The sequence below is a fragment of the Ectothiorhodospira shaposhnikovii genome (assembly GCF_022227765.1).
GTDB lineage: Bacteria > Pseudomonadota > Gammaproteobacteria > Ectothiorhodospirales > Ectothiorhodospiraceae > Ectothiorhodospira.
In genome coordinates this window covers 49,572-64,487 of record NZ_JAJMLZ010000005.1, presented here as the reverse complement: position 1 = coordinate 64,487, position 14,916 = coordinate 49,572, and the positions used below count along the sequence as shown (strand labels likewise).

17 protein-coding genes are annotated in these 14,916 nt (G+C 66.3%); 10 read left to right on the top strand and 7 right to left on the bottom strand.

Features of this window, described 5'->3' with window-relative positions:
* Window positions 1-14: 14 nt before the first annotated feature.
* A complete protein-coding gene (locus LQD11_RS08030; protein WP_238617088.1) occupies window positions 15-452 on the bottom strand; it encodes a hypothetical protein in 438 nt (145 codons plus the stop codon).
* 46 nt (window positions 453-498) lie between these two features.
* Complete coding sequence (locus tag LQD11_RS08025) at window positions 499-1,641, bottom strand: MFS transporter (protein ID WP_238617087.1); 1,143 nt, start codon at window positions 1,639-1,641, stop codon at window positions 499-501.
* Window positions 1,642-1,823: 182 nt separating this feature from the next.
* Here LQD11_RS08025 and LQD11_RS08020 point away from each other — a divergent pair, with 182 nt between their 5' ends.
* Window positions 1,824-2,714, top strand: coding sequence for a universal stress protein (locus LQD11_RS08020; RefSeq protein WP_238617086.1), 891 nt, complete (start codon window positions 1,824-1,826; stop codon window positions 2,712-2,714).
* Between the two features lie 25 nt (window positions 2,715-2,739).
* On the opposite strand, the gene LQD11_RS08015 is transcribed toward LQD11_RS08020, so the two are convergent.
* Window positions 2,740-4,566 (bottom strand): ABC transporter transmembrane domain-containing protein, encoded by a 1,827-nt coding sequence (locus tag LQD11_RS08015; protein WP_238617085.1) that lies wholly within the window; start codon window positions 4,564-4,566, stop codon window positions 2,740-2,742.
* 89 nt (window positions 4,567-4,655) lie between these two features.
* Window positions 4,656-5,327 carry a RadC family protein gene (gene radC / locus LQD11_RS08010; RefSeq protein WP_238617084.1) on the bottom strand — a complete coding sequence of 224 codons (672 nt, stop codon included), beginning with the start codon at window positions 5,325-5,327 and terminating at the stop codon, window positions 4,656-4,658.
* A gap of 347 nt (window positions 5,328-5,674) precedes the next feature.
* Here radC and pufA point away from each other — a divergent pair, with 347 nt between their 5' ends.
* On the top strand, window positions 5,675-5,875 hold the full coding sequence (gene pufA / locus LQD11_RS08005; protein ID WP_238617083.1) for a light-harvesting antenna LH1, alpha subunit: 201 nt from the start codon (window positions 5,675-5,677) through the stop codon (window positions 5,873-5,875).
* 14 nt (window positions 5,876-5,889) lie between these two features.
* Complete coding sequence (gene pufB / locus LQD11_RS08000) at window positions 5,890-6,030, top strand: light-harvesting antenna LH1, beta subunit (RefSeq protein ID WP_200171375.1); 141 nt, start codon at window positions 5,890-5,892, stop codon at window positions 6,028-6,030.
* A 229-nt stretch (window positions 6,031-6,259) separates the two neighbouring features.
* Here pufB and LQD11_RS07995 read toward each other — a convergent pair whose 3' ends face one another.
* Window positions 6,260-7,264 (bottom strand): GGDEF domain-containing protein, encoded by a 1,005-nt coding sequence (locus tag LQD11_RS07995; protein WP_238617082.1) that lies wholly within the window; start codon window positions 7,262-7,264, stop codon window positions 6,260-6,262.
* A complete protein-coding gene (locus LQD11_RS07990; RefSeq protein WP_238617081.1) occupies window positions 7,245-8,261 on the bottom strand; it encodes a cobalamin B12-binding domain-containing protein in 1,017 nt (338 codons plus the stop codon). Before LQD11_RS07990 ends, LQD11_RS07995 begins: the two co-directional genes overlap by 20 nt.
* Before the next feature lie 351 nt (window positions 8,262-8,612).
* Here LQD11_RS07990 and LQD11_RS07985 point away from each other — a divergent pair, with 351 nt between their 5' ends.
* Genes LQD11_RS07985 through cobJ form a run of 3 tightly spaced genes read left to right on the top strand, consistent with a single transcriptional unit; the run spans window position 8,613 to window position 10,737 of the window.
* On the top strand, window positions 8,613-9,245 hold the full coding sequence (locus tag LQD11_RS07985; RefSeq protein ID WP_238617080.1) for a precorrin-8X methylmutase: 633 nt from the start codon (window positions 8,613-8,615) through the stop codon (window positions 9,243-9,245).
* Complete coding sequence (locus tag LQD11_RS07980; RefSeq protein ID WP_238617079.1) at window positions 9,242-9,976, top strand: precorrin-2 C(20)-methyltransferase; 735 nt, start codon at window positions 9,242-9,244, stop codon at window positions 9,974-9,976. The genes LQD11_RS07985 and LQD11_RS07980 overlap by 4 nt, the downstream gene beginning before the upstream one ends.
* Complete coding sequence (cobJ, locus tag LQD11_RS07975) at window positions 9,973-10,737, top strand: precorrin-3B C(17)-methyltransferase (protein ID WP_238617078.1); 765 nt, start codon at window positions 9,973-9,975, stop codon at window positions 10,735-10,737. Before LQD11_RS07980 ends, cobJ begins: the two co-directional genes overlap by 4 nt.
* On the opposite strand, the gene LQD11_RS07970 is transcribed toward cobJ, so the two are convergent.
* Window positions 10,701-11,480 (bottom strand): cobalt-precorrin-6A reductase, encoded by a 780-nt coding sequence (locus LQD11_RS07970; RefSeq protein ID WP_238617077.1) that lies wholly within the window; start codon window positions 11,478-11,480, stop codon window positions 10,701-10,703. The two genes, cobJ and LQD11_RS07970, sit on opposite strands and share 37 nt — an antisense overlap.
* 86 nt (window positions 11,481-11,566) lie before the next feature.
* Here LQD11_RS07970 and cbiE point away from each other — a divergent pair, with 86 nt between their 5' ends.
* From cbiE to LQD11_RS07950, 4 genes are all read left to right on the top strand, one after another.
* A complete protein-coding gene (gene cbiE / locus LQD11_RS07965) occupies window positions 11,567-12,817 on the top strand; it encodes a precorrin-6y C5,15-methyltransferase (decarboxylating) subunit CbiE (RefSeq protein ID WP_238617076.1) in 1,251 nt (416 codons plus the stop codon).
* Window positions 12,818-12,820: 3 nt separating this feature from the next.
* Complete coding sequence (gene cobM / locus LQD11_RS07960) at window positions 12,821-13,585, top strand: precorrin-4 C(11)-methyltransferase (RefSeq protein ID WP_238617075.1); 765 nt, start codon at window positions 12,821-12,823, stop codon at window positions 13,583-13,585.
* Window positions 13,586-13,608: 23 nt separating this feature from the next.
* Window positions 13,609-14,475: a uroporphyrinogen-III C-methyltransferase gene (cobA, locus tag LQD11_RS07955; protein ID WP_238617074.1), complete on the top strand. Its 867-nt coding sequence runs from the start codon at window positions 13,609-13,611 to the stop codon at window positions 14,473-14,475.
* Window positions 14,476-14,551: 76 nt separating this feature from the next.
* Entirely contained in the window at window positions 14,552-14,896 is a 345-nt protein-coding gene (locus LQD11_RS07950) for a hypothetical protein (RefSeq protein WP_200171358.1), read from the top strand.
* The last annotated feature ends 20 nt before the right edge of the window (window positions 14,897-14,916 follow it).

Here is a 14,916-nt window from a genome sequence, read left to right as displayed (position 1 = left end):
CCTGCGCCCGGTGCCTACCGGGTCGCCATCAGGGTCCGATCCAGGGCCTGACGCAGTTCCTCCGCGCCGGCCGGTGCCGGCAATTGTTCCACCAGTGTCCCCTGAGCTGAAAACAGCAGCACGGCCCCGTCCCGAACCCCGTGCCGGTTCGCCAGGCTGCGTCCGTCGGGGGTGCCCACATTGGCCACCAGGAAGTGGACCTGCGGCATGTAGTCATCACGGATCTCGTCCATGTAGCCCATCACCCGCATGCCCGCCAGGAAGGAGGCGTCGTAAGTGAGTACCAGGGCAGGGCGCCCGTCTCCGATGCGGCTCAAATCCGTGGAGTAGGCGCCCTTGGGCAGTTGGCTCCAGATCAGGGCGGCGGCCGCCAGCAGGATCAGGGGCGTCATCAGCAGTCTGGCCCAGCGGGGCAGTCCCTTGCGGGACGGCTTGGCAGTGTCTTGGCTCATCTATCCTCCTCGTGCCTCCAGGGTGTTTCGGTTTTCCGGCCGGGTCTCAAAGGCCGCTGCGTCGCAAGGTCCAGAGCAGCCACCCGCCGAAGCTGAGGGTCACGGCCAGCGCGCCCAGATACGCGTGCCAGCCCAGGCCGTGATACAGAAATCCCGGCAGGAACGACCCGGTGGTACCGCCCGCATAGTAAAAGGCAATATACAGTCCGTTGACCACCCCCCGCTGCTCGCCGCCGGCCTGATTGAGCACCCCCGGTGCCAGGGAATGGATCAGGAACATGCCGGCGCAGAGCACGAACATGCCCACGAACATCACCCACACCTGGGAACCGGTGAAGAACAGCAGGGCGGCCAGGAACACCGCGCTGCCCAGCAGCATGGTGTTCACCGCGCCGCCGATATGGTCGGCGATGCGCAGGGAGAGCAGGGAAGTGACCACGCCCATCAGGTAACCCGCATACATGAAGGCGATGCCGGTCTCGCTCAGTCCGGTGCCCAGTTCCACCAGGCGGAAGGGCAGGAAGTTGAGTAGCGAGGCAAAGGCACCGAAGGCGCAGAACACCACCAGGTACAGACGCAGGAAGCTGGGTTGCCGCAGCACCTGCAGGATGGTCCGCGGGTCCAGGCGCTGGAAGCTCACCGGCGGGTCGGCCTTCAGGCGCTGCAACAGCAAAGCGCACAGGGCGATGGCCACGGCCAGGAACAGGAATGACCAGCGCCAGCCGAACTGGGTGGAGATCAGCCCGGAGATCATGCGCCCCAGAAAGCCTCCCAGCACGCTGGCGGCAATGTAGATGGCCATCACCCGGGCGATCTGTCCCGGCGGGGCGCTGGCGGCCAGGTAGGTCATCAGGGAAGTGAGCATGGCGGGAATGATCAGCCCCTGGGCCAGGCGAAGGGCCAGCAGCAGTTCAAAGCTGGTGACCAGATACACCGCCACCTGGGTGACGGCCAGCAGCCAGGTGGCGCCGATCAGCAGGCGCCTGGCCGACAGTCTCTGCAGCAGGAAACCATAGGCCACCGGCGCGATGGCCAGGGGCAGCAGGGCCACGGTGATCAGCAGCGAGGCCCTGGCCTCGCTGACGGCAAATGCCTCCGCCAGCACAGGCAGCAGGGGCTGGGGGGCATAGAGGGATGAAAAGACCAGAATCGCGCAATACTGCACGATAAGAAGATGACTGATATGCAAGGGAGTGCTCCTGACGCAGGCGCAATGCTGCTGGACGGGGCGATGACCGTGGGTTGCATTTTACAGCCGGTCACGTGACAGCGGCAGTAACTGTGCGACAATCAGTGCGACCGGTGCCATGTCAGGGTGGACTGGCGCGCCGAGACAGCAAAGAGCCATGTCCTGCACGAGAGAGATATACCATGAAGCTGAGCAAGATCCTGTTTGCCACCGACCTTTCCGCCGGCGCCGACAACGCCGGTCGACGCGCCCTGCAGCTGGCCGCTTCGGAAGGCGCCCGACTGCGGGTGGTCAACGTGATTCCTGCCCCGACCCTGGACGAGACCGTCCTCAAGCGATGGCGGGGTGATGCGGACACCCTCATGGCGGATCTGGTGGAGGCCACCGAGCAGGCCATGGCGGAGCGGATGACGGCGCTGGGCGCCGCCGACGACCTGGACATGGACATCCGCTGCGTGCGGGGTCAGGGTCACAAGCAGATCCTGGCGGAGGCCCGCGAGTTCGGAGCGGACTTGATCGTGGTGGGCTCCCACGGCCAGCGCAGCTTCAAGGAGATCCTGCTGGGCACCACCACCCAGAACCTGGTCCACCATGCTGATCGCCCCATCCTGGTGGTGAAGAAGCCGGTGCAGGGGGCTTACCGCCATATCGTGGTGCCGGTGGATTATTCCGAACGGACCCGCAGCGCCCTCCGCCTGGCCGCGGCGCTTTCCCCCGAGGAAACCCTGCGCGCAGTGCATGCCTACAACATGGATTCCCTGGACGAGGTGCTGCGCAACCGGGTGGTGGCCAGCGAGGTGGCGAGGATCAAGCAGGAAGTGCGCGCCGAACAGGAGCAGGAGCTGAATGATTTTCTGGCCGGTTGCGGTCTGCCGACGGAGCGGCTCTCCGCCGAGCTGCGTCTGGGCTATGCGCCCGATGTGCTGGAGCGGGCCGTGCAGGAGTTCAGGGCCGAGCTGGTGGTGATGGGCACCCACGGCCGCAACCGTCTCCAGGATGCCCTTCTGGGCGGCGTGGCCCGCCGGGTGGTGCACCAGGTGCAGGACGCGGACGTGTTGCTGATCCGGGGCTGAGAGGGAACCGCCACCGGCCCCGGGTTCAGCCCCCGGTGCCGGTGCGCCGGCCTGGTTCCGTCAGTCCTTCCTGTCCCTCCCTGAACTGCAGGGCTGCCAGTCGGGCATAGAGTCCTCCCTGGGCCACCAGCTCATCGTGGGTCCCCACGGCGGCGATCCTGCCCTGGTCCATGACCACGATCCGGTCCGCCTTGCGGACCGTGGCCAGGCGGTGGGCGATGATCAGGGTGGTGCGTCCTTCCATCAGGTGTTCCAGAGCTTCCTGGACCAGGCGTTCACTTTCCGCGTCCAGGGCGCTGGTGGCCTCGTCCAGCAGCAGCAGGGCCGGGTCCCTGAGGATGGCGCGGGCGATGGCGATGCGCTGACGCTGGCCGCCGGACAGGCGTACGCCCCGTTCTCCCAGATGACTGGAAAACCCCTCCGGCAGGCGGTCCAGGAATTCGCTGGCATGGGCCGCATCCGCCGCCTGTCGGATCTGTTCCCAACTCACTCCGTCCATGCCGAAGGCGATGTTTTCCCAGGCATCGGCGCCGAAGATGACCGCATCCTGGGGCACCAGAGCCATGCCTCTTCGTAGCTGGCCCGGATCCGTTTCCCGAATGTCCACCCCGTCAAAACGGATGCGTCCGGACTCGGGGTCATAGAAGCGCAGCAGCAACTGCAGGACGGTGGACTTGCCGGCCCCCGAGGGCCCCACCAGGGCGACCTTCTCGCCGGGTTCGAGGGTCAGGGTGATCCCGTCCAGGGCCGGAGGCTCGGGGCGGGAGGGATAGCGGAACACCACCTGCTCCAACTGCACCCGGCCCTCGGGTGGGGCCGGCAGGGCCCGCGGCCGGGTGGGCGGGGTGATGGCGGGTTCCGTATCCAGCAGTTCGATCAGGCGTTCCGCCGCACCGGTGGCCCGGAACAGCTCGCCGATGACTTCGCTGATGGCGCCCACGGCGCCGGCCACCAGCACGGCATAGAACACGAATGCCGCCAGCTGTCCATTGCTCATGCGTCCGGCCAGCACGTCGTGCCCGCCGACCCACAACACCAGGCTGATGCTGGAAAATACCAGCAGCATCACCATGCCGCTGAGCAGGGCGCTGAAGCGGGTGCGCCGGATGGCGGTGTCGAAGGCCTGTTCCACTTGGCGGCCATAGCGCAGCATGTCCACCGCTTCATGGCAGAAGGCCTGGACGGTGCGGATACCATAGAGGGTTTCGTCAATATAGGCACCAATGTCGGCCACCCGGTCCTGGGACTGGCGGGAAAGACGGCGGACATGGCGTCCCAGGATCCACACCGGCACGGTGATCAGTGGCACCCCCAGCAACACGCCCAGGGTCAGCTTGGGGCTGGTGATGAACAGCATGGCCATGCCGCCGCAGAACAGCAGCAGGTTGCGTACCGCGATGGCCAGGGTGGAGCCCACCACCACCTGTACCAGGGAGGTATCCGTGGTCAGACGGGAGATCACTTCCCCGGTGCGGGTCATCTCGAAGAAGGCTGGGTCCAGGCGCAGTACTTTCTCAAATACCGCCCGGCGCAGGTCCGCCACCACCCGCTCACCGATCCAGGTCACCAGATACATGCGTACCGAGACCGCGGTGGCCATGAGCAGCACTACGCCCAGCAGGAGCATCAGGGCCTGGTTCAAAGCGGCGGCATCGCCGGCGGTCAGTCCCTGATCGATCACCAGGCGCAGCACGGCCCCGAAAGCCAGCACGGCCCCGGACCCCGCCACCAGGGCCACGGCGGCGGCAATGATGCGGCCCGTGTGAGGTCTGGCAAAGCCCAGCAGACGTCCCAGCACCCGCAGGTTGCGGCTGGTGGGGCGGTTGCTCAGTTCGGTTTCATGTTCCGACACGATCCTGTTTCCTTGACGACCTGAAGGCGGGCCTATCTTAAACCTTTCCGGCCCCGTCAAGACCCTGAAAAGCATGCGGGAAAGCGGTCTCAGATCACGCCGCGTTCCGCCAATGACACCAGTTCGTCGCCAACGATGATGTGATCCAGTACCCGCACGTCGATCAGTCCCAGGGCCTCTTTCAGGCGTCGGGTGATGGCCTCGTCCGCCCGTGAGGGTTCGGCGATTCCCGATGGGTGGTTGTGACTCAGGATGACGGCCGCCGCGTTGTGGATCAGGGCGCGGCGCACCACTTCCCGGGGATGGACGCTGGCGCCGTCGATGGTGCCCCGGAACAATTCTTCAAAGGCAATGACCCGGTGGCGATTGTCCAGGAACAGACAGGCGAAGACCTCGAAGGGATAGTCCCGCAGGCGGGCACTCAGGTAGCGCCGGGTATGTTCCGGGCTGGTGATGGCATCACCACGCTTGAGTGTCTCGGACAGGTGCCGCCTTCCCATCTCCAGCACGGCCTGGAGCTGGGCGTACTTGGCCTTTCCCAGGCCATGGGCGGTGCAGAAGTCCTGAAGGTCCGCCTGCAGCAGGGGGCGCAGGCCGCCAAAACGGGTGAGCAGGTCACGGGCCAGATCCACGGCGGTGCGGCCTGCCACCCCGGTGCGCAGGAAGATGGCCAGCAGTTCGGCATCGGACAGGGCCGCGGCGCCGCGGGCAATGAGTTTTTCCCGGGGGCGTTCGGCGGCGGGCCAGTCGGTGATGGGCATGGTTGACCTCCTTGTGCTGAGCGGACAGTCCGGTGTCCTGGGGCTTGCGGGCATCATGACGTGTCCTGGCGGGTGTGTCCATCCGGCTGAAACCCCGGCTTTTGCCGCCATGACCCATCCACTCGTTGACCCGGGTCAAGCTTTTGTGAGTCTTGGGTCTTTCCGGGGCTTCCGTCTGTATCGAAACCTTGACATCGCGCGGCGTCAGCCTAGACTTACACCCTGACTACGGTCCCTGTCAGACAGGTCGGCCAGGCCGGACTGAAGGGGCTGCATCAGAAGTTGATGTTTGCAAGAACGTCCGGATCTCGAAAGGGGTCTGTACTTAAACCAAGAGGGTAATATCAATGAGCGAATACAGAGCGAGCAAGCCCAGCAACCCCAGAGACGACTGGAAGCTGTGGCTGGTGGTCAATCCTGGCACCTGGCTGATGCCCATTCTGATGGCTGTCCTGGTCGTTGCCCTGGCCGTTCACGCCTTCGTGTACGCCAACGACAACTACAACCCGCTGACCTTCGACGCCAGCGCCGTTGAAGCTTCCGAGTAAGAGAGGACTAGACCATGAATGACAACAGCATCTCCGGCCTGACCGAAGAACAAGCCAAGGAATTCCACGAGCAGTTCAAGACCACCTTCACGGTGTTCATGGTTCTGGCTGCCGCCGCTCACTTCCTGGTGTTCATGTGGAGACCCTTCTACTAAGAGGGTCTTTGCAGTAGCGGTACTGCACTAGCAGTGCAGGTGGAGGAGTACCTGTCGGTTCGATCGACGCACGATTGTGACTTTTGCAGAGGCCAATCGTTCGGAGAACCGCCAGGCTCCTCCACCTTCCGTTTGAGGGCATGGGTCTAATATTGATCAAAACCCTCGGGTATTGCAACCCCCCCCCTCCTGAAATTTTTATCGCCCGCGGTCCGTGCGGTCGATCATGTCAGTCCTTCCTAGGTGCATTCTCTTCCCGTCCGGTCGCGTGTTCCGACTCCGGCCCTGCGATGACGACCCGGTTACGGCCCTGATTCTTGGCTTGATAAAGCGCGGTGTCGGCACGTCTTATCAGCGCTTCCGCATCCTCTTCGGGCTCAAGCACGGCGATACCGATACTGACACTGAGTCGATGATCCAGCCCGTTGGGGCGAAGCTCCCAGGTACTTGCCCGGATGCGTTCCGCCACCGCCGCGGCCACGTGGCGATGGGTGTCAAACATGTAAAGTCCGAATTCCTCTCCCCCCAGTCGCCCCGGCAGGTCTGACATTCTGACCAGCGCGCGCAGCAGTTCCGCAAAGGCGGTCAGCGCTGTGTCACCGGCGGCATGACCGAAGCTGTCATTGATCTGCTTGAAGTGATCCAGGTCCATCATCAGGATGGAGAGGGCATGCCGGCGACTCTGGGCCTGGACCACCCCTTGTTGGAGGCGCTCCATGAAATACCGGCGGTTGGCCAGGTGCGTCAACGCGTCGGTGCGGGCCAGCTGCTGATTCAGCTCGTTGGCCACGGCCAGATCGTGATTGGCCTTGCGAAGATCCCTGACCAGGCGGGACATTTCCAGTGCCAGATTGCCCATGCGGCCGATCACGTCGCTGTCGTCCGTCTTGGCGGGCTCCCCGATCAGCAGTGTGTGGGCATTGAGCGGATAGGCATGGAACAGGTAGTTTTCTCCTCCCATGACGGTGTTGAATATCCGGGCGATGGCGGTACGGTGGGCAAGTCCCGGCTCGATGTCGGGCATCTCGTCATCGCTGGCCAGGAACCGGGACAGGGATTCACCGCGTACATCCGCAAATCCGGCAAAGCGGGAACGGAACGTGACGTTGGCACCCATGATCCGGCCGTCACTGTCCACTTCCACTACCACCAGGCGGCCGGACTCCATGACATAGCTGTGGAGTGCCCGAGCCAGTTCGGGCTGCAGGGTGGGATCAAGAGCTGATGGGTTCATCAGTTTCCGCCTCCAGGGTTCGCGCCCATCGGACCGCCGCATCACAACTTTCCAGGCAAGCATCGGCCCCCACGGATGCGGCCAGGCGGGGGGCCATGAGAAACGCCTGCCCACCGACCAGGATGCGGGTGGTGCTGTCACGTCCAAGGGCCTGCCGCAGGTATTCGATGGTACAGCGGGCTTCATGGATGTTGCTGATCAGGGTCACCGATAGGGCCACGAACCTGGGGCGTTGCCGCACCGCCGTCGTGATCAGATATTCCCGGGGGGTATCGCCGCCCAGCAGGGTGATGTCCCACCCATCCAGTTCCAGGCTGGTTGCCAGCATCCAGGCGCCCATTTCGTGAAACTCGTTTGAAACGGGGCTGACCAGGGCGTGTCCGCGGTGGATGTCGGGGAAGGGTAGATCATGGTAAAGGGAAGACAGGATGCCGTAGGCCATGGCGGTGGCCTGGTGTTCCATGGACACTGAAATCTCGCCGTCCTCCCAGCGTGCCCCGACATCCACCATGGCGGGATAGAACAGTTCCTGCAGGATGTCGCCGTAGGACATGCCGCGGCTCAGCAATGCTCTGCAGCGACGGATGATGTCCGGATAATTTCCCTGCAGCAGGCTGGCAGTGATGTAGGTGTATTCCTCCCGGTACCGGTCGGGGACGTGGAGCCTGCGAGCCTGATGAGACAGGGCGGTCTTGATGATCGCGGGATGACTGTCGGCCATCCAGCGGTACACGGGCAGGAGATGTTCCGCGTCGGCTTCGCTGAGCGTGAGACGGATGGCCTGTGTCCAGGCTTCGAACTGGGCGGGGAAATAGTCAAAATGCACGCCCTGATGATGATAGGCGGCATACACCCAGGGCAGGGTCTCCGCCAGCAGCTGAAAGTCATTGGCCGCAAGCACCTCGGCCATGAAGGCCGCGTGATTGCGGTGATTGCATTCCAGCAAGCGCATGCCGTGCCCGCCGCTGAATTCATCGCATCGGGGATGCCTGGCCATCGTACGTGAAACCAGGCTGGCCATCCGGTTTCTGTGCTGCCGATAACGGTCCGAGGTGCCTTTGGGAACCTGCGAGCATGGTAGCGGCGGCATGATTGGAGGGATCGGCATGGTGACGGTTTTTCAGGCCTGAAAATCTTGCCTCGGCGAGGGTTGACGGGATTGGCGGCGACAGGATTGCATGCCTGATTATAGTGCGCTTGCATGCCCGGGCCTCAAAAAGCCGGTAACGCCGGTGGCCGATGGCCGGTGTCGGGCAAGTCGGGCATTGCCCCGTGGACCCCGACCCGCTAAGCTTACCCACCCGCTCCGGCCGCCCCGGCATTGCCCTTCACGCAGTTCACTCGATCCATGCCCCAGACCTACGACTACATCAAGGATGGCGCGGCCATCTATCGTAAATCCTTCGCCACCATCCGCGGCGAAGCCCGACTGGACGGTTTCAGTACCGAGGAGGCCCGGGTGGTGGTGCGCATGATCCATGCCTGCGGCATGGTGGAACTGGCGCCCCAGGTGGTCTTCACGCCCGATGCCGCCAAGGCGGGAAGGGCGGCCCTGCTGGCGGGGAAGCCCATCCTCTGTGACGCCAAGATGGTGGCCCACGGCATTACCCGCGCCCGGCTGCCGGCGGACAACGAGATCATCTGCACCCTGGACGACCCCCGCGTCCCCGAACTGGCGCGGCGGATCGGCAACACCCGCTCCGCTGCCGCCCTGGATCTGTGGGGGGAACGGCTCGATGGTGCCGTGGTGGCCATCGGCAATGCCCCGACCGCCCTGTTCCACCTGCTGGAGTTGATCGATGCGGGGGCGCCCCGTCCGGCTCTGGTGATCGGCATGGCGGTGGGTTTCGTCGGCGCCGCGGAATCCAAGGAGGCCCTGGCCGCCTATCCGGGTCTTGAGTCCGTGATCGTCCACGGCCGTCTGGGCGGAAGCGCCATGACCGTGGCGGCCATCAACGCCTTGGCGAGTGAACAGGAATGAGCGGCTCCGGCACCCTGTTCGGCATCGGTCTGGGGCCCGGTGATCCGGAACTCATCACCCTCAAGGCCTTGCGCCTGCTGCGGGCGGCACCGGTGGTGGCCGCCTTTGCCAAGCAGGGTCGCACCGGGCAGGCCCTGGGGATCGCCGGCCCCCACCTGCTTCCCGAGCAGCGGATCCTGCGCCTGGAGTACCCCTTCACCACCGAGGTCTCCATCCATGATCCCCGTTATGCGCGCGACATGAGCGACTTCTACGACCAGGCGGCGGCGGCGGTGGCGCGCCATCTGGACGCAGGAGAGGATGTGGCGGTGATCTGCGAGGGTGATCCCTTCCTGTATGGTTCCTACATGTATCTGCACGATCGCCTGTCTCACCGCTTCCCGGCCCGGGTGGTCCCCGGCATCAGCGGCATGAGTGGATGCTGGACCCAGGCCGATACCCCGATCACCCATGGTGACGATGTGCTCACGGTGATTCCCGGCACCCTGCCGGAGGACGCCATGGTGTCCCATCTGAGCCGTACCGATGCCGCTGTTTTCATGAAGGTGGGCCGTAATCTTCCCCGTATCCGCACGGCCCTGATCCGGGCCGGTCTGCTGGAACGGGCCATTCTGGTGGAGCGGGGCACCATGGAGGGCGCCCATGTGGCGCGCCTGGCCGACTGGCCGGAAGACCGGACGGCGCCCTATTTCACCATCGTGCTGGTACCCGGCAGGCAGGGGGTTCGATGAGCGGTCGCGTGGATGTCATCGGTCTGGGTCCCGGCGCCGAGGATTTGCGTTGTCCCCGGGCCACCCTGGCCCTGGCCCAGGCCACGGATCTGGTGGGGTATGTCCCCTATGTGGAGCGGGTGGTCGCCGAGGGGGGGCAGCGGATCCATGCCTCCGACAACCGCGAGGAGATCATGCGGGCGCGCCTGGCCCTGCAACTGGCCGCGGAAGGCGCTCGGGTGGCCGTGGTCTCGTCCGGCGACGGCGGTGTGTTCGGCATGGCGGCCGCGGTCTTCGAGGCCATGGACCATGGCGAGCCCGGCTGGCGGGATCTGGAGGTGACCGTGCATCCCGGGGTGTCCGCGGTGCTGGCCGCCGGTGCCCGTCTGGGGGCGCCGTTCGGCAATGACTTCTGCGTCATGTCCCTGTCGGACAACCTCAAACCCTGGACCGTCATCCTGAATCGCCTTGAGTGCGCCGCCCGCGGCGGTTTTGCCATGGCGTTCTACAATCCCATTTCCAAGGCGCGTCCCTGGCAACTGGGCGAAGCCCTGACCCTGTTGCGTCGTCATCTACCGGGCCATGTGCCGGTGATCTTTGCCCGTGCCGTAAGCCGCCCGGAAGAGGCGGTGGCGGTGACCACCCTGGCCCGGGCCCGGCCGGAGCAGGCGGACATGCGCACCCTGGTGATCGTCGGCAACGCCGAGACCCGGCTGATCCCCCGTACCGGGCAGGATCCCTGGATCTACACGCCCCGCAGCGTGGGTCGGGAACGGACGTAGTGGGCGCCCAGCCAGTCCAGGGCGGCCTTCGGGTCCGGCACTTCGGCGGGCGCCGGCGGCACCCACGGGCGATCCACCATGATCACCTCCACGTTGCACATCCGTGCCGCTTCCAGCTTGGCGCGGGTGGCCTCGCCGCCGGAGTTCTTGGTCACCAGGGCGTCGATGCGGTGCTGCAGCAGCAGTCGTTGTTCATCCTCCAGCCGGAAGGGGCCGCGTTCGGTGATGCACAGGCAGTCCGGCGGACGTACCGCGGGCAGATCCACGCTGCGAATGATGTAACGATGCCAGGGTGCCTCGCAAAAGGGAGCCAGTTCCAGTTGCCCGATGGTGAGAAAGACCCGCCGGGGGCGGGTGCCCAGGGCCTGTACCGCGGCGGCCATGTCCGGCACCCCGTGCCAGTGATCCTCCGGGCCGGGTATCCAGGCCGGGCGCCGCAGGGCCAGCAGGGCAACGCCCGTCTGCTTCGCGGCCATGACCGCATGGGTGGACATGCGGGCGGCAAAGGGGTGGGTGGCATCCACCAGTACCTCGACGGCCTCCCGGCCCAGGTAGCCGGCCAGGCCGTCGGGGCCCCCGAAGCCGCCGCCGCGGCAGGGCAGGTCCGGCAGGCGGGGATTTTGCGTGCGCCCGGCCACCGAGTAGGTGGGGGCAAAGCGTGCGTCACCTTCCAGGGCCCGGGCCAGTTGCAAGGCTTCTCCGGTGCCGCCGAGGATCAGGATGCGCAGGGGTGTGTGGGTCATGGCTCGCTTCAGGCAGAACGGATGGGCAGACCCGGCCCCTTGGCCGGTGGGGCGGGGCGCGGGATGTCGCCGGGGCAGAGATTGCAATGACCGCTGAACACGTCCGTCAGCCGGCCGGTGCCCCCCCGGGTCCCTGGCTGAGCATCATAGGCCTGGGAGAGGAGGGCGTCGAGGCCCTGAGTCCCGCTGCCCGCGCCCTGATCGGTGCCGCCGTCCTGGTGGTCGGCGGAGCACGTCATCTGACCCTGGCCGCGCCCCTGATCCGGGGAGAAGCACTGCCCTGGGCCTCGCCCCTGTCCGACACCCTGCCCCGGATTCTCGCCCGGCGGGGGCAGCCGGTGGTGGTGCTGGCTTCCGGTGATCCCTTTTTCTTCGGCGTGGGCACCACCCTGCTGCGGCATCTGCCGGCGCGGGAGATGTGCTGCCTGCCTCATCCCTCCAGCGTGTCGCTGGCCGCCGCCCGCCTGGGCTGGGCCCAGCAGGAATGCGCGGTGGTGTCCCTCACCGGCCGGCCCCTGGAGACCCTGCGGCCGGCCCTGCAGCCGGGTGCGCGCCTGTTCGTCCTGACCGCCGACCAGGACTCGCCGGGGCAGATCTGCGAGGCCCTGACCCGCTGGGGATTCGGTGAGACCGCCGTGACCCTGATGGAGGCCCTGGGTGGTCCACGGGAACGCCAGCGTCATGTCAGGGCACGGGATTTCGACCTCCAGGACGTCCAGCCCCTGAACCTGCTGGCACTGGAGGTACTGGCGGAGGCGGATGCCCCCATCATTCCCCTGGCCCCGGGGCTGCCGGATGACTGGTTCGAACACGACGGCCAGATCACCAAGCGGGAGATCCGCGCCGTCACCCTGTCCAGTCTGCGTCCCCGGGCCGGCGCGCTGCTCTGGGACGTGGGGGCGGGTTCCGGTTCCATCGGCATCGAATGGCTGCTGGCCCACCCCGGCACCCGGGCCATTGCCGTGGACAGCCACCCGGAGCGGGCCGCCCGCGCGGCCCGCAATGCCGCCGCCCTGGGCGTCCCCCGGCTGGAGGTGCGGGTCGGTCGTGCCCCCGCCGTACTGGAGGGATTGCCCCGGCCGGATGCGATCTTCATCGGCGGCGGCGCCCGCGACGAGGCCGTCATCGACCAGTGCTGGGCCGCCCTGCTCCCCGGTGGTCGCCTGGTGGCGAACGTGGTGGTGTTGGAGACGGAGCAAGTCATCCAGCGGGCCTGGCAGCGCTACGGCGGCACCCTGACCCGTCTGTCGGTGGAACGTCTGGAACCCGTTGGCAGTCTGCACGGTTTCCGTCCCGCCATGCCCGTGGTGCAATGGGCGGTGGAAAAGAGGAACTGATTGATGACCGTACACTTCATCGGCGCCGGCCCCGGCGCGGCGGATCTGATCACCCTGCGGGGCGCGCGCCTGCTGGCCCGTTGCCCCGTGTGTCTCTACGCCGGCTCCATCGTGCCGGCGGAGTTGCTGGAGCATTGCCCACCCGGGGCGCGGTTGGTGGACACGGCGCCGATGGATCTGGATGCCATCGAGGCGGAATACGTCCGTGCCCACGAGGCCGGGGAGGATGTGGCCCGCCTGCACTCCGGCGATCTGTCCGTCTACAGCGCCGTGGCCGAGCAGATGCGCCGTCTGGATCGACGGGGCATTCCCTACACCCTCACCCCCGGCGTGCCTGCCTTTGCCGCCGCCGCCGCCGTGCTGGGGCGGGAACTGACGGTGCCGGAAGTGGCCCAAAGTCTGGTGATCACGCGCATGTCCGGACGCGCCTCCGCCATGCCGCCGGGCGAAACCCTGGAAAACTTTGCCCGCACCGGCGCCACCCTGGCCATTCATCTGGCCATCCACCGTCTGGAGGACGTGGTGGCGGCCCTGGTACCCCACTATGGCGAGGACTGCCCGGTGGCGATCGTCGCCCGCGCCAGTTGGCCGGATCAGACGGTGCTGCGGGGCACCCTGTCCGGCATCGTGGCCATGCACCGGGTCGATCCCATTGAGCGTACCGCCCTGATCCTGGTGGGGCCGGCCCTGGGCAGTGAGGATTTTCGCGAAAGCGCCCTGTACAACACGGACTATGTCCGCCGTTATCGTCCCGGTTACGGGACATGAGCGGACAGCCCCGGAGCATTGCGATGAACGAAGTCTCACCCACTCGCCCCCTGTCCCCGGAGACCGCTCTGGACACCTTGGGGACCCTGTTGCCCGGCATGCCCCGACTGCGACAGGGGGAGGTGTGGATCGTCGGAGCCGGTCCCGGTGATCCCGGGCTGCTGACCCTGCATGCCCTGTCGGCCCTGTTGCAGGCGGATGTCCTGGTACATGACGCCCTCATCGATCCCCGCGCCCTTGCCCTGGCCCGTCCGGAGGCGGTGCGCATCTTTGCCGGCAAGCGCGGCGGCAGGCCCTCCACCCATCAGGATGACATCACCGCCACCCTGGTGGATCAGGCCCGGCGGGGCTTCCGGGTGGTGAGGCTCAAGGGCGGTGACCCCTTCATCTTCGGTCGCGGCGGCGAGGAAGTGGCCGAGCTGGTGGCCCAGGGCATCCCCCATCGGGTCATCCCGGGGCTGACCTCGGGGCTGGCGGGGCTGAGCGCAGTGGGTATCCCGGCCACCTGCCGGGGGGTGAATCAGGCCCTGTTCCTGGCCACAGGCCATGGTGCCGGCACCCGGCCCACGCCGGACGGCATCGACTGGACCCTGGTGGGGCGCCTGAATCAGCCGGTGATCCTGTACATGTCCCTGCGCAACCTGCCCTTCATCCTGGATGGCCTGGGGCAGGGCGGGATGGTCGACGCACTCCCGGCAGCGGTGGTCGCCTCCGCCACCACCCTGGAGGAGCGGGTGGTGATCACCACCAAGGGCGAGTTGCTGGAAACCATCCGTCGGGAGGGGCTGGAGGCGCCGGCCATTGTGGTCCTGGGCGAGATCGTCCGTTGTCATCACACCCTGCGGCAGGTGGTGACCCAGGCGGTGGAGTCGGCTTCCGGTCAGGCGTGAGCCTCGACGGGAAAGGCTTGCCCACGGCATGCCGCCGTTCAACAATCAGTGCCAGCCAACGCATCCAGGAGATCTCATGAGCGATATCCGCAACCGCCTCTCCGCCCTGCAGCGTCGTCTGGATGAACTGCAGGCCGCCGTCGGTGACGGCAATCCCCGGGCCACGGAACTCATCGTCGCCCTCGGGGACGACCTGAACCGCCTGTCGGCGGACATGGCCGGTGATGTCGTCACCGAAGACAAGGCCGACGCAAACCCCGAGACCCTGGAGCAGGAAGGCGATGCCCTGAAATGCCCCCGCTGCACCCTGCGGGGACTGTATGCGGTCAAGGGGCGGGTGCGGGAGCGTGCTGAAGGGGCCGGGCGCGAAGCCCTGCACCATTGCTGGAGCTGCGGCTATGAGGTGTGGCGGCCGTCATAGGTATCGAACGGCACCTGAAT